Origin of the sequence: Paraburkholderia sediminicola (assembly GCF_902859805.1) — a bacterium.
Taxonomy (GTDB): domain Bacteria; phylum Pseudomonadota; class Gammaproteobacteria; order Burkholderiales; family Burkholderiaceae; genus Paraburkholderia; species Paraburkholderia sediminicola.
The window spans coordinates 451529-471287 of sequence record NZ_CADIKC010000001.1 but is presented as its reverse complement, the minus strand read 5'-3'; the positions used below and the strand labels follow the sequence as shown (position 1 = coordinate 471287).

Annotated in this window: 17 protein-coding genes and 1 pseudogene; 14 read left to right on the top strand and 4 right to left on the bottom strand. The window is 61.0% G+C overall.

Annotated elements, in window-relative coordinates:
- Window positions 1-41: 41 nt before the first annotated feature.
- Together R8871_RS02105 and R8871_RS02100 are read left to right on the top strand one after the other, a co-directional pair.
- On the top strand, window positions 42-581 hold the full coding sequence (locus R8871_RS02105) for a YbaK/EbsC family protein (RefSeq protein WP_175049940.1): 540 nt from the start codon (window positions 42-44) through the stop codon (window positions 579-581).
- 196 nt (window positions 582-777) lie between these two features.
- Window positions 778-2337 (top strand): methyl-accepting chemotaxis protein, encoded by a 1560-nt coding sequence (locus R8871_RS02100; RefSeq protein ID WP_175048829.1) that lies wholly within the window; start codon window positions 778-780, stop codon window positions 2335-2337.
- Window positions 2338-2575: 238 nt separating this feature from the next.
- Here R8871_RS02100 and R8871_RS02095 read toward each other — a convergent pair whose 3' ends face one another.
- Both R8871_RS02095 and R8871_RS02090 read right to left on the bottom strand, forming a co-directional pair.
- Window positions 2576-3166, bottom strand: coding sequence for a BPSL1445 family SYLF domain-containing lipoprotein (locus R8871_RS02095; protein WP_175048828.1), 591 nt, complete (start codon window positions 3164-3166; stop codon window positions 2576-2578).
- 224 nt (window positions 3167-3390) lie between these two features.
- On the bottom strand, window positions 3391-4779 hold the full coding sequence (locus R8871_RS02090; protein ID WP_175048827.1) for an FAD-binding oxidoreductase: 1389 nt from the start codon (window positions 4777-4779) through the stop codon (window positions 3391-3393).
- Between the two features lie 420 nt (window positions 4780-5199).
- Between R8871_RS02090 and R8871_RS02085 the strand changes: the two genes are divergently transcribed.
- Window positions 5200-6186 carry a zinc-dependent alcohol dehydrogenase family protein gene (locus R8871_RS02085; RefSeq protein WP_175049939.1) on the top strand — a complete coding sequence of 329 codons (987 nt, stop codon included), beginning with the start codon at window positions 5200-5202 and terminating at the stop codon, window positions 6184-6186.
- 269 nt (window positions 6187-6455) lie between these two features.
- Window positions 6456-7322 carry a carbon-nitrogen hydrolase family protein gene (locus R8871_RS02080; protein ID WP_175048826.1) on the top strand — a complete coding sequence of 289 codons (867 nt, stop codon included), beginning with the start codon at window positions 6456-6458 and terminating at the stop codon, window positions 7320-7322.
- A 76-nt stretch (window positions 7323-7398) separates the two neighbouring features.
- On the opposite strand, the gene R8871_RS02075 is transcribed toward R8871_RS02080, so the two are convergent.
- The gene (locus R8871_RS02075) at window positions 7399-8688 is read right to left on the bottom strand and encodes an NRAMP family divalent metal transporter (RefSeq protein WP_175048825.1); all 1290 of its coding nucleotides are present in this window, start codon (window positions 8686-8688) and stop codon (window positions 7399-7401) included.
- Between the two features lie 272 nt (window positions 8689-8960).
- Here R8871_RS02075 and R8871_RS02070 point away from each other — a divergent pair, with 272 nt between their 5' ends.
- Window positions 8961-9308, top strand: a complete 348-nt coding sequence (locus tag R8871_RS02070) for an FKBP-type peptidyl-prolyl cis-trans isomerase (protein WP_246287459.1) — start codon at window positions 8961-8963, stop codon at window positions 9306-9308.
- Window positions 9309-9716: 408 nt separating this feature from the next.
- Window positions 9717-10790 carry a DUF6765 family protein gene (locus tag R8871_RS02065; RefSeq protein WP_175048823.1) on the top strand — a complete coding sequence of 358 codons (1074 nt, stop codon included), beginning with the start codon at window positions 9717-9719 and terminating at the stop codon, window positions 10788-10790.
- A 10-nt stretch (window positions 10791-10800) separates the two neighbouring features.
- Here R8871_RS02065 and R8871_RS02060 read toward each other — a convergent pair whose 3' ends face one another.
- Window positions 10801-11037, bottom strand: a complete 237-nt coding sequence (locus tag R8871_RS02060) for a hypothetical protein (protein ID WP_175048822.1) — start codon at window positions 11035-11037, stop codon at window positions 10801-10803.
- 360 nt (window positions 11038-11397) lie between these two features.
- On the opposite strand from R8871_RS02060, the gene R8871_RS02055 reads away from it, so the two are divergent.
- The 8 genes and pseudogenes from R8871_RS02055 to R8871_RS02020 all read left to right on the top strand — a co-directional run bounded on the left by R8871_RS02055 (window position 11398) and on the right by R8871_RS02020 (window position 19751).
- Window positions 11398-11736 carry a hypothetical protein gene (locus tag R8871_RS02055; RefSeq protein ID WP_175048821.1) on the top strand — a complete coding sequence of 113 codons (339 nt, stop codon included), beginning with the start codon at window positions 11398-11400 and terminating at the stop codon, window positions 11734-11736.
- A gap of 178 nt (window positions 11737-11914) precedes the next feature.
- Complete coding sequence (locus R8871_RS02050) at window positions 11915-12727, top strand: H-NS family nucleoid-associated regulatory protein (RefSeq protein ID WP_175048820.1); 813 nt, start codon at window positions 11915-11917, stop codon at window positions 12725-12727.
- Between the two features lie 22 nt (window positions 12728-12749).
- The gene (locus R8871_RS02045; protein ID WP_154567078.1) at window positions 12750-13235 is read left to right on the top strand and encodes a hypothetical protein; all 486 of its coding nucleotides are present in this window, start codon (window positions 12750-12752) and stop codon (window positions 13233-13235) included.
- Between the two features lie 279 nt (window positions 13236-13514).
- A complete protein-coding gene (gene cls, locus R8871_RS02040) occupies window positions 13515-14777 on the top strand; it encodes a cardiolipin synthase (RefSeq protein WP_175048819.1) in 1263 nt (420 codons plus the stop codon).
- Window positions 14778-15256: 479 nt separating this feature from the next.
- Window positions 15257-16084: pseudogene (locus R8871_RS02035) on the top strand (alpha/beta fold hydrolase); the annotation flags it as partial.
- Window positions 16085-16233: 149 nt separating this feature from the next.
- Window positions 16234-16803, top strand: a complete 570-nt coding sequence (locus tag R8871_RS02030; protein WP_175048817.1) for a methyltransferase family protein — start codon at window positions 16234-16236, stop codon at window positions 16801-16803.
- A gap of 9 nt (window positions 16804-16812) precedes the next feature.
- Window positions 16813-18147, top strand: a complete 1335-nt coding sequence (locus tag R8871_RS02025; RefSeq protein WP_175048816.1) for a glycosyltransferase — start codon at window positions 16813-16815, stop codon at window positions 18145-18147.
- Entirely contained in the window at window positions 18144-19751 is a 1608-nt protein-coding gene (locus R8871_RS02020; RefSeq protein ID WP_175048815.1) for a DHA2 family efflux MFS transporter permease subunit, read from the top strand. The genes R8871_RS02025 and R8871_RS02020 overlap by 4 nt, the downstream gene beginning before the upstream one ends.
- Window positions 19752-19759 lie beyond the last annotated feature (8 nt).

Below are 19759 nucleotides of genomic sequence, written 5' to 3'. Positions count from 1 at the left end.
GTGCCGTTAGAATGCCGATGGACCTTCACATTTTGATCACTATGCACTCGCACGAACTCGTCAAGCAGCTGGATATCATTCCCGCGGAACAACTGAGCGCGCATTTGCCCGCGCATGTCGTCGAGGATCTGCCGGCCCACGGCGTGACGGTATTTGCCGTCAGCGACGACGCTTCGGACACCGTCGAATTCAGCGCACGCTACGGCTTTGGCCTCGCGGACTGCGCCAACACGATCGTGGTCCGCTATAAGAAGGAGGGCGCCGAGCATTACGCGGCGCTGGTCTCGCTGGGTTCGCTGCGTCTGGACATCAACGGCGCGGTGAAGGCGGCGCTGGGCGCGCAGCGCCTTTCGTTCGCCAAACGGGAAGCCGCCGTGGAGCATAGCGGGATGGAGTTCGGCGGAATTACGGCCTTCGGCTTGCCGGAAGACTGGCGCATTCTCGTCGACGCCGCCGTCATGGAGCGTGCTCAGATCGTGATGGGGGCGGGGGTGCGGGCGGCCAAGTTGCTGATGGCGCCCGAGGTGCTGAAACAGTGGCCGCGCTGTGAAGTTGCCTCGCTTGCGCTGCCGGCCGAGTGAAGGGTTGGGGCGCCGCCGCCCCGGCGAGTAGCGCCAGTCAAGCTCAACCCCATGGACCAACGCGCGAAAGGATCAACAAACCCATCAAACAAACGCTGAAGTTTTCCCCCGCTCCGCCGTTATTCCGAAGATTGACATGAACAGTTAGGGTGCTCGCCCGCGTGGCGCCCGGCTATAAGTAGAAAGGAATACGGAGATGGAACGCTTTCGCCTGAAAGTGCGGCTTTGGCTCGCGCTAGCAGTGATGTGCATGGGGATTCTGGCTATCGGCCTGTGGGGCGCGTTCAAAACGCGCGACACGATGATCGCCAACCGGCAGGCCGAGCTGAAAAGCGTGGTGAGCGTGGCCTACAGCGTGCTGGATCGCTATAACGGCCTCGTCACGGCCGGCACGATGCCGCTCGCCGACGCGCAACGCACAGCCATGGCCGACCTGCGCGCAATGCGCTACGACGGCGCCGGCGGCTACCTCGTCATCGAGGACCCGCATGCAAAAGTGCTGATGCACGGCGTGCGCGCCGATCTCGAAGGCAAGGACATGAGCGGCTTCACGGACCCGCAAGGCCGTCACGTGTTCAAGGACGGCTCGGATCTCGCCCAGCGCGAAGGCGAAGGCTTCATCCACCTGCAGTTCCTGAAGCCGGGCTCCAATCAGATGGCGCCGAAGATCAACTACGTGCGGCTCTACAAGCCATGGGACTGGACGATCGTCACCGGTGTGTTCACGGACGATATCGACGCCGCGTTTTACACCACGCTCGTGCAGTACGTCGGCGCCGCGCTGATTCTGTGTCTGGTGGTGGGCGTCGTGATCGGCGTAATCTTGCGCAGCATCTTGCGGCAACTCGGCGGCGAACCGGCTTACGCGGCACAGATCGCTTCACGTATCGCCGACGGCGACCTCGATGTGGTGGTCGAAACAAAGGCCGGCGACAACGTCAGCCTGCTCGCCGCGATGCAGCGCATGCAGCATCGGCTCGCGCAGGCGATCACGCAGATTCGCAGCGGCGCCACGCTGATTTCGACGGTGTCCAACGAGATTGCCGCCGGCAACGCGGATCTGTCGCGCCGTACGGAACAGCAGGCAACCGCGCTCGGCGAAACCGCTTCCAGCATGGAGCAGATCACCGCGACCGTGAAGCAGAACGCCGACAACGCCAAGCAGGCCAGTCAGCTGGCGCACAACGCATCGGAGACGGCGGCGCGCGGCGGTGAAGTGGTCGGCCAGGTGGTCGAGACGATGCGTGGCATCTCGCAGTCATCGCACCGGATTGGCGACATCATCGGCGTGATCGAGGGGATTGCCTTTCAGACCAACATTCTTGCCTTGAACGCGGCTGTCGAAGCGGCGCGTGCCGGTGAGGAAGGGCGTGGTTTTGCGGTGGTGGCGGGCGAAGTGCGCAGCCTCGCGCAGCGCAGCGCGGCGGCGGCCAAGGAGATCAAGACGCTGATCGAGGAATCGGCCGCGCAGATCGAAGGCGGCTCGCAGTACGTGGGCCGGGCCGGTGAAACGATGCAGGAAGTGGTGCACGCAGTGCGCCGCGTGACGGACATCATGGGCGAGATCAGCGCGGCGTCGGTCGAGCAAAGCTCGGGCATCGAACAGGTCAACATTGCGGTGGCGAGCATGGATCAAACGACCCAGCAGAACGCCGCCTTGGTGGAAGAGGCCAGCGCGTCCGCTGACGTCCTGAAAGCACAGACCGGGCAACTGGCGGCTGCGATTGCCGTGTTCACGTTGCCGGAAGGGGCGTGAACCGCGTGGAGGCACGCGCGGCGCTCGTCAGAGACTGAATGTCGTCGCCAAGGTGGCGCGGTGGCCTGGCGGAATTGTAAAACGGGTGAGTTTTTGCCGCGATCTGGTCAATATGACTGGCGATGCTCACTGGTGATACGACCAGCACGGTCATCGTGGCGCGCGTGACGCCCCCTGACGGAGGCGTCACGCGACCAGCTGCATGACGGCGCCTGACTCTGAGCTAGCGAGCGATCGCTCAGATGATCAGACGTGAGACCTTCGTGCCTTCGAGCGACACACCGGCCATCAAACCGCCGTTCGTCAGCACAAACGCTTCGACCGGACTGGTGGCAGTCGAGGTATCGACAGCGCCATTTGCACCGACCTTCAGGACGGCGACCGTTGCATCGGCCCCTGCTGCCCAACCCTGGCTGCTGAGGAATTTGTCCAGCGCCTCCTGCGTCATGAACAGGAAGACCAGCGCTTTGGACTGCGCGCCGATCTGCAAACCGAACGACCCCGCAACGGTGCTGTAGTAACCGGTCGTGCGGCCGCCCACGCGCAACGAGCCTTCGCCGTATTGCCCGCCAACCCAGAAGCCCGCCGAAATCACCGACGGGAACACGAGCACGCCGCGCGCCTTGGCGACCAGTTCACGCGAGCCGGTGACGTTCGCGTAGAGCCGCGACAAGGTGGAATCGACGCCGGCGTTGATCGTGTCGCGCTTGCCGGCATTCGCCGACTCAGACGCGCCCGAGGATGGCGACGTGGTCGTGCAGCCGGCGAGGCCAAGACCCACCGTAGCCAAAGCGGCGCTCGAGGTCATGATGAATTGTCGTCTGCGCATGATTGTTCTCCGTGTGCGTAGTGAAGATTGCGTTTTCTTGTGTGACAGTGAGTGCCATGAGCTCGGCACATGCATACGTCTGTAGCCCGTATACCTGCCAGGCAGCATTTAGCGTGCCCGACGCCGCGGCCTGAGTATAGACAACTGTCATGCACTGACGTTCGCGGGGGGATGCACGGCGTTCAACGCCGCTTTCCCCCATCCCACTCGATCCTCCTCGATTCCTAGGCCGCCGGGCGGATGTTCTGGTTGTGGCGGAACAGGTTGTGCGGGTCGTAGCGGTTCTTCACGGCGACGAGACGCGCGTAGTTCGGCCCATACGCGTCGGCCACCCGGCCGCCTTCCTCCTGCGTCATGAAGTTGACGTACACGCTCCCTAGAGAGAAAGGTGCGGCTGCATCGAAGAAAGCACGGGCCCAGGCAATGCAGCGCTCGTCATCGCTCGCGTCATCCCAACGGCCGTGCACGTTCATCGCATATTGCGTGTCGCGGCTCGAATAGGCTGTGGCTTCGACCGGCACCCGGCTCGTTTGCGCCCCGATCTGCCCGAAGAAAATTTCGCACTGCGGTGACGGCAGCTTGCCGATCGCATCGAGCAGCGCATCGATGAGACCGTCCGATATTTTGTCGAGGTTGTGCGACTTCCAGTAGTTACGAGCGCCCGGCGTGAGTAGTGGATCGAACGCCTGTTGCCACATGGCGTACGGCATCGGCCCAAGATGTTCGCCGACCGGCGTGCCGAAGCCGCGTACCGCCTCCACCACAGACGGCCCGTTTTCGAGAGGGCCCGTGTAGCACATCGCGAATACGATGACCGGTTTGCCGTGCACTTCGGGCGGCAGGAACGGCAGCGGCGGCGCAAGCCGTAGGACGGCCCATACGCTCAGCTCCTCCGGCATCTGTTCTGCAGCCGTGCGGTATTGGAGCAGGGCATTTTTCGCCTGATCGATCGGCAGCACGACGAGGCCGCCGTATACGAGCGGCCCGACCGGATGCAGCGCGAACTCGAAGCGCGTCACGACGCCGAAATTGCCGCCGCCGCCACGAATTGCCCAGAACAGATCGTCGTGCGAGTCCGCGCTTGCATGTAGCAACTCTCCGTCGGCAGTGACCACGTCTGCTGAAATCAGATTGTCGACGGTCATGCCATATCTGCGGCTCAGCCAGCCGAACCCGCCACCTAGCGTCAGACCTGCCACGCCAGTGGTCGAGTTGATGCCAAGTGGCGTAGCGAGTCCGAACGCTTGCGCTTCGTGGTCGAAATCGGCGAGCGTAGCACCAGGTTCGACATACGCGCGCTTCGCGACCGGGTCGATGAAGACGGATTTCATCGGCGACAGATCGATCACGAGGCCGTCGTCGCATAGCGCGGTGCCGGCGATGTTATGGCCGCCGCTATGCACTGCCAGCGGCAGATTGTTGTCGCGCGCGAATGCTACGCCGCGGCGCACGTCGGCCACGCCGGCGCAGCGCAGAATCAACGCCGGATGCCGGTCGATCATTGCATTCCAGATGCTGCGGGCCTCGTCGAAACCCGCGTCGCCGGGCCGCAACAGTTCGCCCCGGATCGCGGCTTTGAGTTCTTCAGCGGCGCTGCTGGACACGCTTACCATGACACACCTCCAGACATAATAGGAGACGCTTTCGGAACACCATTCAGCTGAACAAAGCAAATTGAAAGCGTCTGGACAGGTTCAAGTTGCGTCCAGTAAACGGCTCTGCTTCCGTAAGTCAAACAAAGGTAAACCCGCGTCCACGATCGACGCCGCGCGAAAGCACGTGCGGCAAGTGTCCGTGCGTTGCGGTACCAGACATGGCTGTCGCCGCTCACGCGTATGGTGGAAATGCTTCGGGAAAAGACCGCGATAGGAAGTGTTGGTTGTGCGCCGTGCTGGTGGCTGTGCGGCGACACTTTTGGCCGAACGGTGGCATTTTCGTCTGCGTACCGTGGTGACGTGTCGATTTACATGTGGTATCGCACGGAGGAATATGCCCGTATCGACTCGTTCACGATCAACGGCTGGGGAGACGTGATGTCCATGCAAGCTCTTGTTCTTAAGCAGTACGACGGCCCGTTCGAACTGACCGAACTACCGCGCCCTGATCCTGCGCGCGGCGATGTGCTGGTGCGAATCGCCGCGAGCGGCCTGAATCCGCTCGACACAAAAATCCGTGCCGGCGCCGCCGGGCACGCGAAGCATCCATTGCCGGCGGTGCTGGGGATCGACATGGCCGGCGTCGTCGAGGCAGTGGGCGCAGGTGTCGACCGGTTCAAGGCAGGTGATCAGGTGTACGGAATGACGGGTGGCGTGGGTGGCCTGCAAGGCTCGCTGGCGCAATATGCATCGGTCGATGCGGATCTGCTGGCCTTGAAACCGTCTAATCTTTCCATGCGCGAAGCCGCGGCTTTGCCGCTTGCTTTCATCACGGCGTACTCGGGCATTGTCGATCGTGCGCATTTGCAGACAGGGCAAACGGTGCTTGTGCATGGCGGGGCGGGCGGTGTCGGATACATCTCGGTGCAGTTGGCGCTCGCGCTGGGTGGGAAGGTCTTTGCGACCGTGAGCGAGCGCGACCGCGGCGTGGTGGAGGTACTCGGCGTCAGGCCGATCGATTACCGTGCACAGTCAGTCGAGCAATATGTCCAGTCTGCGACGGATGGTGTGGGTTTCGACCTGGTCGTCGATACGGTTGGCGGGACGACGCTCGACGCGTCGTTTGCTGCCGTGAGGCATTTTGGCCATGTGGTGAGCGCGCTCGGATGGGGCACGCATGCACTAGCGCCACTGTCGTTTCGCGAAGCCACCTACTCGGGCGTGTTTACGCTGCATGCATTGCTTTCCGGGAAAGGCCGCGCGCATCACGGTGAGATGCTGCGTGTGGCGGCGCGGCTCGCCGAAGAAAACAGGCTCGCGCCCCGACTCGACGCGCGGCGCTTTGATCTGGGCACCGCGCAGCGTGCTTATGAAGCGTTGGCCGACGGCAGCGCGCGAGGCAAAGTCGTGGTCGAGGTGAACTGAGCGGAACCGTGCGGAACGTTGGGCACAGCGTTGCTGCGCGCCTTTGGATTTAACCCTTCACGAGGCCGCCGTCCACGGCCACTAACGCGTCTTGCAACCCTCGGCGGTTCAGCAAGCATCCATTCGACGCGGCCCACAAGAACACAAACAGCATCGGCCTGATAAAGTGCCGTCCATGATTAAATACCGGGTCACGCCCACCGCATAGAACGCCAGAGCCGCCCCTCCGGCGGCCACACCGCATCAGTCCATTCACAACGGAGTCCGCGTTGAACAATAAACAGGCCCCGCTGCCGCAAGCACCATTGCGAATCGCGGCAGCGCAAGCGCAACCGGTTTCCGGTGACGTCACGGCAAACATCGCCAGAACGGTCGAACTGACCAGCATCGCCGCCGACCGCGGCGCGAAACTGGTGGTCTTTCCCGAGAAATTCCTAAGCGGCTACGAGCCTGATCTGATTGCCGGCGACCCCGCCAGATACGCATTCGACGAACACGATGCACGGCTCGAGCCGATTCGCGAAGTTTGCCGCGAGCGCGAGATCGCCGTAATCGTCGGCGCGGCAACACGTGGCATGGGCGGCGTGGACGGTCTTCATATTTCGTCGTTGGTGTTCAACCGCTCCGGCGAGCTGATCGAGTCGTATCACAAGCAGCATCTCTATAGCGGCGAGACAAAGATTTACCGGCCCGGCACGCAAGGCTGCATGCTGGAGATCGACGGATGGCGGCTCGCGCTCGGCGTGTGCTACGACTCCGGCTTTCCCGAGCACGCACGCAGCGCTGCGGTGAACGGCGCGCACGCTTACCTGGTGAGTGCGCTCTTCAGCGTGACGACGGGCTATCACCAGTCACGCATCTGGTTCCCCGCGCGTGCTTTTGACAACACGCTGTACGTGCTCATGTCGAATCACGTCGGCACAACCGGCGGCTGGGAAACGTGCGGCGCGAGCGCGGTCTGGGGCCCCTATGGCGACGTGGTATCGGAAGCAAGCCGCGATCGCGAGGAAGTGATTACCGCGCTACTCGATCCAGCTGTTCTAGCCGATGTCCGCGAGCGCGAAACGATGCTCGCGGACTTCAAGGCGCACGCCGTCGAGGCGGTGGGTGGCTACGTGGTGCATCGTCTGGATTAACCCCACGCGCGGCAAAATCGCCGGGAGCGGGCTGTTACCGTTTCCCGGCGAGAACATCGAATAGGTTCAGACGCAATCATCCTGGCCAGAACATGCCAACCGCAGCGAGCCCCATTGCTGCGGTGGCGATCCAGCCGAGCCAGCGCAACCAGCCGGTCACGACGAACTGGCCCATCACCTTGGGGCTGGCCGCCATCACCATCACGAGTACCATGATCGGCACGGCTGCGACACCGTTGATCACCGCGCTCCAATACAACGCTTTGATTGGGTCGAGTCGCATGAACGTGAGCGCAATGCCGCCTAGAATTGCCACCGCGATCACACCATAAAACTGCTTCGCCAGATTCACCTGCAACGCCAGACTGTTACGCCATTTCATCGTGCCTGCAGCCGCGTAGGCGGCCGAACCCGCCAGCACCGGCAACGCCAGCAGACCCGTGCCGATAATGCCGAGGCTGAATAGTGCAAACGCCAGGTTGCCGGCAATCGGCTTGAGCGCACTGGCCGCGTCGGCGGTGGTTTTGACTTCGATGTGATGCGCGTGCAGCGTGGCGGCGGCAGTGAGCATGATGAAAAACGCCACACCGTTCGAAACGGCCATGCCGACCCACGTGTCCGTGTTGATCCGCTTCAGTTGTGCGGACGCCTGCAGCGGCGCGCGTAAAAGCGCTCGCTGCGCTGGATTCGAGCGGATCTCCTCGACTTCCTGCGACGCCTGCCAGAAGAAAAGATATGGGCTGATGGTTGTCCCGAGCACCGCGACCACGGTCGTCAGATAGTCGCCGGACAGTTGGACTGGCGGTTTCACGATGCTCAGTCCGACGGCTTTCCAATCAATCGGAATCACGAAGATGATGGCGACGTACGCGAACAACGCGAGCGTCAGCCATTTCAGAATGCTTGCATAGCGATCGTATGGAATGAATACCTGCATCAGCAGCGACGCCGTGCCGAACAACGCGACATAGAGTTGTACCGGCCCGCCGATCACCAGTTTGGCGGCGGCGCCCATTGCTGCGAGATCTGCCGCGATATTGATGGTGTTGGCCGCGAGCAGCACCAGTATCGCGAGATACAGGAGCGGAGCGGGGTAGTGACGGCGCAGATTGGTTGCGAGTCCACTGCCGGTCACCCGTCCCATGCGCGCACTGACCAGTTGTATCGACACCATCAGCGGGTAGGTGATCAGCAACGTCCATAGCAATCCGAAGCCGAATTGCGCGCCGGCCTGCGAATAGGTGGCGATGCCGCTCGGATCGTCGTCCGCGGCGCCGGTGATCAGGCCGGGACCTAGCCGCTTCATCCAGGAGCGTTCAGCGATATCTTCAACGACAAGTTCCGGTTCCAGGTTTTCAGTGGTCATGGTATCCGCCTGCGGAAGGAACCGTATTGAGTCGCTTGTATAGCGCGCGTGCGCGCCGGGTGGCGACCCTGCGTGTCGCTCCTCAGGAAGTAGCATTCTCTGTGCCACGGGCACCCGCCGCTCAATGGCCTTTGCGTCTGTGATTGGCCGGCATCGACGGTCGGTGGCGTGCAACATGTCATCCGCTACAATGACACGCACTACCCACCTGGAGACTCGCTTTGAAATCTATCGTTGCTTTGGTCGCCGCGGCTGTTCTTTCTTCGACGGCGATGGCCGCTTCCACCACTGAGAAACTGCCTTCCGGCGTAGTCGTTGAACATCTTACGCAGGGCACGGGCGCCCAGCCGGCCGCAGACGATGTCGTCAAGGTCAACTATCGCGGCACGCTTGCTAACGGCACCGAGTTCGACAGCTCGGCGAAGCATGGCGGTCCGGCAACCTTCCCGCTCAATCGCGTGATTCCGTGCTGGACGCAAGGCGTGCAAAAGATGAAGGTCGGTGAGAAGGCCAAGCTGACCTGCCCGTCGGCCACGGCCTATGGCGAGCGCGGAGTCGGCCCGATTCCGCCGAATAGCGATCTGACGTTTGAAGTCGAACTCGTAGGTATCGTTAAGTAATACCGTACGAAATGCGCTGAGACTGAACCCCGCCCCGGAGACCGAAGCGGGGTTTTTCTTTTTCAGGGCACTGCATTTGTTCACTGAAATCCGTCTGCGATAAAAGTCGAGCTACTCTCGCGATGATCGAACCTGACATATTGCCGATCGACTGGATCTTCTAAAAGAATAGAAGTTCTCGCCTCACCCGGCTGACGAAAATCCGATTGTCACGCAGCGCGGCGAGTGCATTCAGATCACGTGTGGGGTAGGGGCGGCGTGCCCGTTCCCCTAAAAGTAGTAGCGTTCTTTTTAAAGTCCTGCTGCACTCGGTCGTTTACCCTCTGCGCGTGCGGCGACACTGCAATCGCCGCTTTGCGCATTCCGGAAGATCTAGCCGTCATTCGTCGCGCCTCAGGAGCGTTTTCCATGAATATCGACTTTCACTACGGGGTGGTCTATATCGTCGCCCGTCTCGGCGGGATGGAGCCGGCCGATGCGCTCACGGTGGCCCATGCCTGCCAGTATGTCGACGACGCGACCACGTCAGGAATACTGCGTTTTGCCGGTGGCGAGACTTTCGAGCGCTTTGCTACGGCGCACAAGCTATTCGACTACACCAACACGGAAGACGACCAGAACCGTCTGGTGTGGACACCATTTCATTTTCTGCCTGCCGGTGAGGGGGAGACGCTTGACGAGAAGGCGGTGTGCCGCCCGGATAGCGCAGTTGCTCGCGAGGTGGTGCGCCGGGCAATCCGGCAGCGGGGCACCGATACGGCATTGCACCGCCTGGGCGTGACGCTGCACGCATACGTCGATACGTGGGCCCACCAGGGCTTCGCCGGTATCGAAAGCCCGATGAACCGCGTTCATATGCTGGAGGCGGAGGATTGCACGCGGGAAGGCTGGCTTGCCCGTCTTACCCGCGCCACCCGGCATCTGGTCCAACACGTCGAGGAAGATGTGCTGACGCTTGCACTGCCCGTAGGTCATGGGGCTGCTTTGCACTATCCCGACCAGCCGTGGGCGAAATGGCATTACACCGACGGCAGAAACGAGCGCGTCAACAGGCACAATCTGCCGGAGTTCATGCAGGCCGCCGAGATGACTTGCCGCGCGGTGCGTGCCTACGTCGCGGGACGGGAAGATTTTGAATCCCAGCCCGGTCTGCCGGAAGATGCCACAGCCGCACTCACGAAGCTTCTCGACACCAATCGGAACCTGGACGACAACAAGCGCCTGCAGACCATTTGCGAAGCGGTGAAAACCGATGTCATTCCAGGCCTGTCAGAGTCGGTTCCTGACTATGTGGCCAAGGGGCTCGGCTCCTGGAAATATAAGGCCACCGGTTTGCAGTCCGACGACGACAGCGGGGACCGCCCCCGGTGGAGCGACGCCTTTGAGAAAAGTGATTACCGGCGCTTTCACGACGCCGTCAAAGAGCACCGTTTTGTGATTACGCAGGAGATTCTGCCGACTCGCGGACTACGGATTGCGTGAATAGGCCGGGCTATTGTGCCCTCACTTGCTGACGTTGCGCTGCGCGTTCTTCGGCTTCTTTTTTAGCCATATGTCTGCCTACCAGACAACCGCCCACCGCGCCTACGACCGCATGATGCCCGGCATAGTGGCCGGCAACCCCGCCCACCACTGCGCCTTTCATACAGCCGGCCGCGTTTGCCGTGCCGACTGCTGCCAAAGTGAGTGCAACCGCCGCGAGAGCGGCCTTGATAAAACCAGCATTCATCTGAAAGTACCCTGCTATTGAGTGTTCCGAAAGTGGTGCTTTTGCGCGCCATTTCAATAGCCGCCCAGGCGGCCGCGTTCGAGCCATTTGTTCACGCCATTGCTCGCGGCGCTATTCACCCGGGGTGCCATGCATCCGAGTGCCTGGTTGCCACTGTTTTGCTTCTGAATACGGTTCGGAGTGTAGAAGAGCGGTCTGGACACAGGTGAAACAGCGTTGCTAGATTGGTAACGTGGGGTTACCGGCTAAAAAAACCAACCACTGCGCTTTGGATCTCCGAATCTTGCCTATAGTAGAAGCGACTATTGCCGCATTGCACGGCGGCCGGCCTCTCTTGACATGGGTGACGGGGAAACAGAAATGACGCCATCGAATGCTGCAATCTATCAGGCCCAGGCTTGCACGCCGGAATCATTAAGAACGCTTGCCACCTATCTTGAACTGGCGCTCGACGAGGGAGAAAGCGTGGTTCTGATGCGGATCGGCACGCAGGTGCGCAGTATTTATGTCGGCAATCCGTCCGGCACGCTGGAGGATTTGACGGATCACGGCGTAGTGGCCGCCTTCCAGGCCGACGAGATGCTGGCGCTGACGCAGTTGGGACTCAACCGGATAACTGCTGACGATCAGCAGTACCGGTTCATGCGCAGTGTGAAATATATCGCTGACCGCCAGGTTGTCGTCTTTACTCCTATTTGAGTGACTGGCCGGCAATTGGAAAGATTGAGGAATGCGGCTATGGAGTAGTGAGCTCGAAAGTTCGTACTCCACGGGATACATTTCCGTGTAAACCTGATGCCTTTATAGTTGCATAGATCTGCCTTTCTCGCGTTATTCATGGCATAGTTCGATCGATTACCACATAAGGAGCAATCAAATGCCCACGTTAGAGCAAATCCAAGCAAAGCTTAAGAAGCTCCAGGCGCAAGCTGACGTCCTTATTGCCAGGAAAGCACAAGTCGCGGTCGACCAGATTCGCGACCTGATGCTCAAGCACGGTCTCACTACCGCAGATATCGAAGCAAAGGCAAAGGCGAGACGCGCCGCGCGCGGTTTGAATGGTCATGCTGCAGGTGGCAAGGCAAAAGCAGCCGGCGCGGGTAAGTCTGTGCCGAAGTACCGCGATCATAAAACGGGCGCGACATGGACAGGTCACGGGCGTGCACCGGCCTGGATTGCCGCCGTGAAAGACCGGACTCAATTCCTGATTGAAGGCGCAAGCGAACTGAAGTCCGCGGCGAAGGCAGCGGTCACTCAGGCCAAAGGCAAAAGTAAAGGTCAGCCTAAAGGCGCACAGCCGGCCAAGTACCTCAATCCGAAAACTGGTGCGACCTGGAGCGGACGCGGCCCGGCGCCGGCATGGCTCGCCACGGTCAAGGACCGCACCAGATTTCTGATTGATGGCGCCGCAGCTACCGGCAATGTCGCTGCCAAAAAAGTTGTGACGGCGAAAAAGGCGGTGACGTCTAAGGCAGCTGCGAAGAAGGGTACTGCAGCGACTAAAAAGGCTGCGGCAAAGAAAAGCGCAGCTAAACCTGCTGCGAAGAAAGCCGCGGTAAAGAAGACTGCAGTGAAGAAAACCGCAACGGCTAAAAAGGCGCCGGGCCGCAAGGCGGGTGGTCGACGCAAAGCCGGCGCGACGAGCGCTGCCGCAGCGCCGCAAACCTCGTCAGTGCAAGCCGGCGCGTAAGCGCAACGGAGTCGTGAAGTAGATGACCAGCATGCTCGAAGTACCCCAGCAGGAAGACCATGTCGTCCTGCTGGACTCCGTTCCTCATCCGGCAGCCGACGCCGCCGAACCATTCATTGTCGCCAGCGACCGCCGGGTGATTCTGGCTTATCCGATTGCTGAATCCGACTTCGAACGGTTCGGACCATTCGATTCCGACGACGATCCATTTTGCACGGTGCTATTTCCCGACGCCGTGTTTCATCGGCTCGGGCCGCCGGGCGATGTCGATCTCGAGATCCATCCACTCGCTTCACAAGGTCTCAGTGGGTACTCGGTTCACGAAGTCATGAATTCGTCGCTGGCCGCCGAGATTTCGGCGGTCACGTCGCCCGGTCCTGCACAACGCCATTTCGTCATCACGTTTCAGGGCGCAACGTTCGAATGCGTGGCGTCGGACTATACGGTGGTCGGCGTGTATGGCGCGGGTGAGATCGCCTGCCGGGAAGCTTTCTCGCTGGTCCGCTAATCTTCCTGGCGGTTATGCCGCTAGTGATGCCGTCTCTTTTCAGTCTGTCCCATAGCCTGAACGCTCGCCTCACGCAGCGTTCGGGTGCTCCAATGCCAGCCTCTCCAGCCACTTGGCACACTGCGTAGCAAAACGCGGTCCTGGCAACGGGCACGCGCAATGCGTCCTGCCCAGTTAGTAAGAACCCGGGCCTAAGGTCCCGGCGTGCCCACCAAACGGCAAACCACAAACGCAGGGTGCCTACCCGGCGCGTCCTGCCGATTAGCATCGAGGCCACGCATGCTGATGATTCCAATTACCGCCTTTGTCACGCTCGTCATCATATTGGTGATTGCCAATCTGTCGAGTGGCGAAAAGAAGATCGAACACAAAATCGAACGGCTTTATACGAGTGACGACCCGCAGTTTCTCCGTTCGATGGGCCTGCTGCTCGGGCCGCCCGTAGTGTCCGGAAACCGCTTCGAGATGTTGCTGAACGGCGAACATATCTTTCCGTCGATGCTCGAAGGCATCCGCTCCGCCAGTAAAACCATCACGTTTGAAACCTTCATCTACTGGTCCGGCGGAATAGGCGAGCAGATCGCCCGCGCACTGGCGGACAAAGCACGCGAAGGCGTTGCTGTTCATGTACTGCTCGATTGGGTGGGCTCGTCGAAAATGGACAAGCGTTATCTGAACATGCTGCGCGATGCGGGCGCGGAAGTGATCCAGTATCACAAGCCGCACTGGACCGGTCTCGGGCGGATGAACGACCGCACTCACCGCAAGCTGCTGGTGATTGACGGGCATATCGGCTTTACGGGCGGCGTGGGCATTGCACCGGAATGGACCGGCCACGCCCAAGACGAAAAACATTGGCGCGATACTCATTTTCGTGTGGCCGGCCCGGTAGTTGGCCACATGCAGGCCGTGTTCATGGACAACTGGGTTAAAGCGACCGGCAATGTGCTGCATGGGCCCGACTACTTTCCAGAAGTTGAGGGCGTCGGTGATGGCCTCGCGCATATGTTCAGCAGTTCGCCTTCAGGCGGCAGCGATGATATGCAGTTGATGTATCTGATGGCGATCACCGCGGCGACTCGCTCCATTCATCTGGCGAGTGCCTACTTTGTACCGGACAAGCTGACGATCAACGCAATCGTCGAAGCGGCAAAGCGCGGTGTGAAAGTACAGATCATCACGCCCGGAAAACGTATCGACACTCATACCGTGCGTGAAGCGTCGCGTGCCTGTTGGGGCGACCTGCTGCGAGCGGGTGTCGAAATGTTCGAGTATCAGCCGACCATGTTTCATTGCAAGTTGCTGGTGGTGGACGAGTACCTGGTCTCGGTCGGCTCCACCAATTTCGACAACCGTTCGTTCAAACTGAACGACGAAGCGAACCTGAATATCTACGACCACGACTTCGCGAAGCAGCAAACCGCAACCTTCGCAGACGACATCAGGCAGTCGCACCAGGTCACACTCGACGCGTGGCTGCGACGGCCATTCCGGGAGAAGCTGATCGAGAAGTTCGCGTCGCTGCTGGATACGCAGCTGTGATGCAATGACCGCGCAACGCGCTGCTGTTTCCTTTCAATAACATTTTCCCGCCCATTTCGAACGTATGCTCAATGACTTTTTTTAGCTTTTATTTTTGAAACATGTTAAAAAGCTTTCCGTCATCGTATATTGACATGAAGTCTTCACGCAGTGAGGGCAGAGTGGCAGCAACGAATGGCGTGCTGCAGAGATTGAAGCAACGTATTCGAAATTACATATAAATATATTACGAGGCATCGAACGCCCGATTGAAGCGGACCTGGGTTCAGGCACGCGTCATGAAGAGCCGGCAGGTATCACGTCGAGTGGTACGTGTTTTCGGTGCAGCAGCGGTCGTCGCGGATCGGATTTGCCGGCGTAAAGATATGTAAAGGCAAATCGCATGGGCCTGATCCCCGGTAGTACGGCCGCAAGGCGTCCGCGAGTGCGGGCGCGGTATCGGTACGCATTTGCGTTGCGCAAGTGCATGCGAATACGCCATGCCCATCGAAAAACTCCTTGTTCCGCTACCGGCGGGCCTGAAAGTCTACGTTGAACGTCACGTATTCGATCCGGCCTTCGAGAGTGTCATTCTGATCAACGGCGCGCTGGCCACCACGGCGTCGTTCGGACAGACAATCAAATACCTCGGCGAACGCTATAACCCAATTTGTTTCGATTTACCTTATGCGGGTCAATCGAAAACGCATAACGTGTGCGACTTCGTTCTGACAAAAGACGATGAAGTCGACATTCTGCTGCATCTAATAGGCTTATTCGAGCCGAGCTTCCTGTTATCGGTGTCGTGGGGCGGGGTGGCGTCGCTGCTGGCGCTCTCGCGGGCGCGCACCAGCGTTAGGCGCGCGGTGATTGCGTCGTTCTCGCCGCGGCTGAACGCAGCGATGACCGCGTACGTGACCGCGGCACGCGACCACATCGCGGCCGGTGAAAATCTGAAGGCTGCGCAGCTGCTCAACGATACCGTTGGCCAGCATCTGCCGCGCATCATGAAGCTCTATAACTACCGCTACCTCTCTACGCTGCCACGCGATGAGCAGGACCAGGTGGCCTTCCACGTCGACCAGATTCTGGCCATCCGTCCAGAGGACTATCTGCACGAGTTCCGCAACATCGAGTGCGGGCTGAAATTCCTCAATGGCGAGCTCGACGACTACACCACGCCTGAGGACGCCCGCTCGCTTAGCGCGCATCTGAAGCGCGCCGAGTTTCTCACGATCGAGCAGGCCGGGCATTTCCTCGATCTCGAAGGGCGGGCCGCGTTGCGCCAGGTTCGCACGGCCATTTTCGATTACTTCGGCGCCGCGCGGGTGCAGACACCGAGCCGTGGGCTCGATGGCTTCGACACGTTCGCCACCCGCTCGCCCATCATGCCGGTGCAACAACCCGCCATCGCGAACGTCGCGAATGTCGCGTTGCAAGCCACCGCCGATCACTCGTTCCAACAGGTCGAAACACCGTGAATATCGCTCAGAGCATCGCTATCGTCGTACCGTGGACGCTGTGGCTGCTGTATTGGATCGCGACGTCGAACCGCGTCAAGGAAACCGCGCGCAAGGAGGCGTCTTTGTCGCGTACGTTGCAGTCGATTCCGTTGATCAGCGGAGGCGCGTTGATCGTGCTGCCGGACTTCAACACGGCGGCGTTGACCTTCGATCCGCATGCGATCGGACCGCTGCAGTTGGCAGGCATTGCCGTGCTGCTGGCGGGACTTGCGTTCTCCGTATGGGCGCGTCTGCATCTGGGCACCAACTGGAGCGTCTCGGTCACGCTGAAGGAAGACCACGAGCTGGTGCGCAGCGGACCCTATGGACTGGTTCGTCATCCGATCTATACCGGCTGCCTGCTGGCGCTTCTCGGCGCTGTGCTGATCGGCGCGCAATGGCGCGGCGTGGCTGGGCTAGTGCTGATTTTCGCCTCGCTGGCCTACAAGGTGCGAGTCGAAGAGAGCTGGTTGACCGGTCACTTCGGCCGTGCGTATTCGCAGTATCGCCGCGATGTCGCCGCGCTGATTCCCGGTCTCTTCTGAGCGACCTGAATGACGAAAGTCATCATCACCGCGATCGGCTCGGCGGGCGACGTGCATCCTTTGCTGGGCATCGGCGCAGCGTTGGCCGCGCGCGGTCACGAGATCGTGTTCTGCACGCATCCGCCGTTTGCCGCGGCTGCCTCGCGCCAGGGTTTCGCATTCGTGCCGATCGGCACTGCCGCCGAATATGAAGAGGCGATGGCTAACCCGGCGCTATGGCATCCGCGTACGTCATTCCGCACGCTATGGGCAGTGATAGCGCCGACGCTGCGTCCGCATTTCGACACGCTGGCCGCGTTGACCGATAGCGACACCGTGCTGGTCGGCACCTTGTGGGCTTTTTCCGCGCGCTTGATGCAGGAGCTGTACCGGGTGCCGTTCGTATCGGTGCAGGTCTCGCCGTCGACGCTGCTCTCCGCGCATGCGCCGCCGACACACCCACGGCTGACCATTCCGCGTGGTTTGCCGCTGGCAGTGAAAACAGCGCTGCTGCGGTTGATCGAGCGCCAGGTGCTCGACAAAGTCTGCGGTCCCGCATTGAATGCGTTGCGCGTGGAGCTGGGGCTCGCACCGGCGCGACGCATTTTCGGCAAGTGGTTGCATTCAACCGACGGTGTGCTGTGTCTCTTTCCGGAATGGTTCGCGCAAGCTCAGCCCGATTGGCCGTCGCCGCGTTGCCTCAGTGGTTTTCCGTTGTTCAACGACACGGGCGTGCCCGCGCCCGATCCGCAACTCGACGCCTTTCTCGCCGCGGGCGAGCGGCCAGTGGTGTTCACCGCGGGTTCGACTTTGATCGATCAGCCACGCTATGCTGATGCGGTGAGCGTAGCGCTGGCGGAAAGCGGGTTGCGCGGGATTCTTTTGACACCGGATGCGCCGGATGCGCCAGTCGCACAAGCAGATGCCCAGACAGACGCACAGGGTGTGCTGCTCAAGCGGCGTTACGTACCGCTGCAAAAGCTGTTGCCGCGCTGCCGGGCGCTGGTGCATCACGGCGGCATCGGCACGGCGGCGCTTGCGTATGCTGCCGGCATTCCTCAAGTGGTGACGCCGTTCGCGCACGATCAGTTCGATAACGCGCAGCGTGTCGTCGTGAGCGGTTGCGGCGTTCGGCTCGATAAGCCGCTGCAGCCGCAGGCGCTTGCGCGTGCGTTGAAGCATCTGCTAGGCAGCCCGTCGATTGCGACGCAGTGCGGACGCGTGCAGGATCGGCTTGCGTCGTCGCCGGATGGTTGCGAAGCGGCCGCACGGTATATCGAGGGTTTCATACCTACCGGCATGCGCGCACAGACCGTCGGCCGCATTTCCATGCCGGCATTCGCCGACAGCGGGCATAGCGCATGAGCGCCGCCACGCCATTGCCGAAGCGCGCTGCGTCGATTGACGAGGCGCATGGCGTTGGCCCGGGGTCTGCCGGCGAGCGCAGCGTACCCGGCATGCACGGTGCGCGGCTCGCCTTGCTGACTTTCGCGCTGTCGCTGGCCACGTTCATCGAAGTCCTGGATTCGACGGTAACCAACGTCGCGGTACCCGCGATTTCCGGTGGTCTCGGCGTGTCCAACAGCCAGGGCACGTGGGTGATCAGCTCATACTCCGTAGCCGCAGCCATCGCCGTGCCCTTGACGGGCTGGCTCTCGCGGCGGGTCGGCGAAACACGGCTGTTTCTCGGCGCGGTGATCCTTTTCACGTTGACGTCCCTGCTATGCGGCGTGGCGGGTGACTTTCATCTTCTGGTGGTATGCCGGGCATTGCAGGGGCTCTTTTCCGGGCCGATGGTGCCGCTCTCCCAAACAATCCTGCTGCGGACCTTTCCGCCGGATAAACGCGTTGTGGCGCTCGCGCTGTGGGCCATGACGGTGCTGCTCGCGCCGATCTTCGGCCCGGTGGTGGGCGGCTGGATCATCGACAATTTTTCGTGGCCGTGGATCTTCCTGATCAATCTGCCGATAGGCATCTTTTCGTTTGCGGTGTGCATGACGCTGCTGCGCCGAGATGCGCCCGTTGGCAAGCCAGTGCCGATCGATCTGCCTGGCATTATCTTGCTGGTCGTCGGCGTGGGCTCGTTGCAGACGGTGCTGGATCTCGGTCACGACCGCGGCTGGTTCGATTCGCCATTGATCCTGACGCTCGCGATCGTCGCCGGGTTGGCGATCGTGTCGCTGTTGATCTGGGAGGCGGGCGAACGGCATCCGGTGATCGATCTGAGCCTGTTCCGAGATCGCACGTTTTCGTTCTGCGTGCTGATCATTTCGCTCGGCATGATGAGCTTCTCGGTGGTCGGCGTGATCTTTCCGCTCTGGCTGCAGGCCGTGATGGGCTACACCGCGTACCAGGCTGGACTCGCCACCGCGCCGCTTGGCGTGCTCGCGCTGGTGTTCTCGATTCTGGTCGGCATCTATGCGGCCCGTTTCGACGCGCGCGTGCTCGCGACTTTCGGCTTTCTCGTGTTCGCGGGCGTGCTGTGGTGGGATGCGCATTTCACGCTGAGCATGACCTTCACGCAGATCATCACGCCCGGTCTGATTCAGGGCATCGGCTTGCCGTGCTTCTTCATTCCGCTGACGGCGGCGACGCTCTCGCGCGTGTCCGACGACAAGCTTGCCGCGGCCTCGAGTCTGTCGAATTTTTTGCGCACGTTATCGGCGGCGTTCGGTACGGCGATGAGCGTCACGCTATGGGATAACCGCGCGCTGTATCACTACGACGTCGTCGCGCAGTCCGTGACGAAATCGTCCGGCAATACGCAGCGCTTCGTTCAGGGTCTGCACGGCATGGGCATCGACGGCGCGCGCGAACTCGCCACCTTGCATCACGTCGTGCAGCAACAGGCCTACATGATGGCGACCGGCGATATGTTCTACATGGCAAGCATCACCTGCCTCGTGCTCGCCGCCATGATGTGGCTTACGCGTCCCAAGCGCGGCGCGGCGATGGCTTTAGGTCACTGAGGAACCTC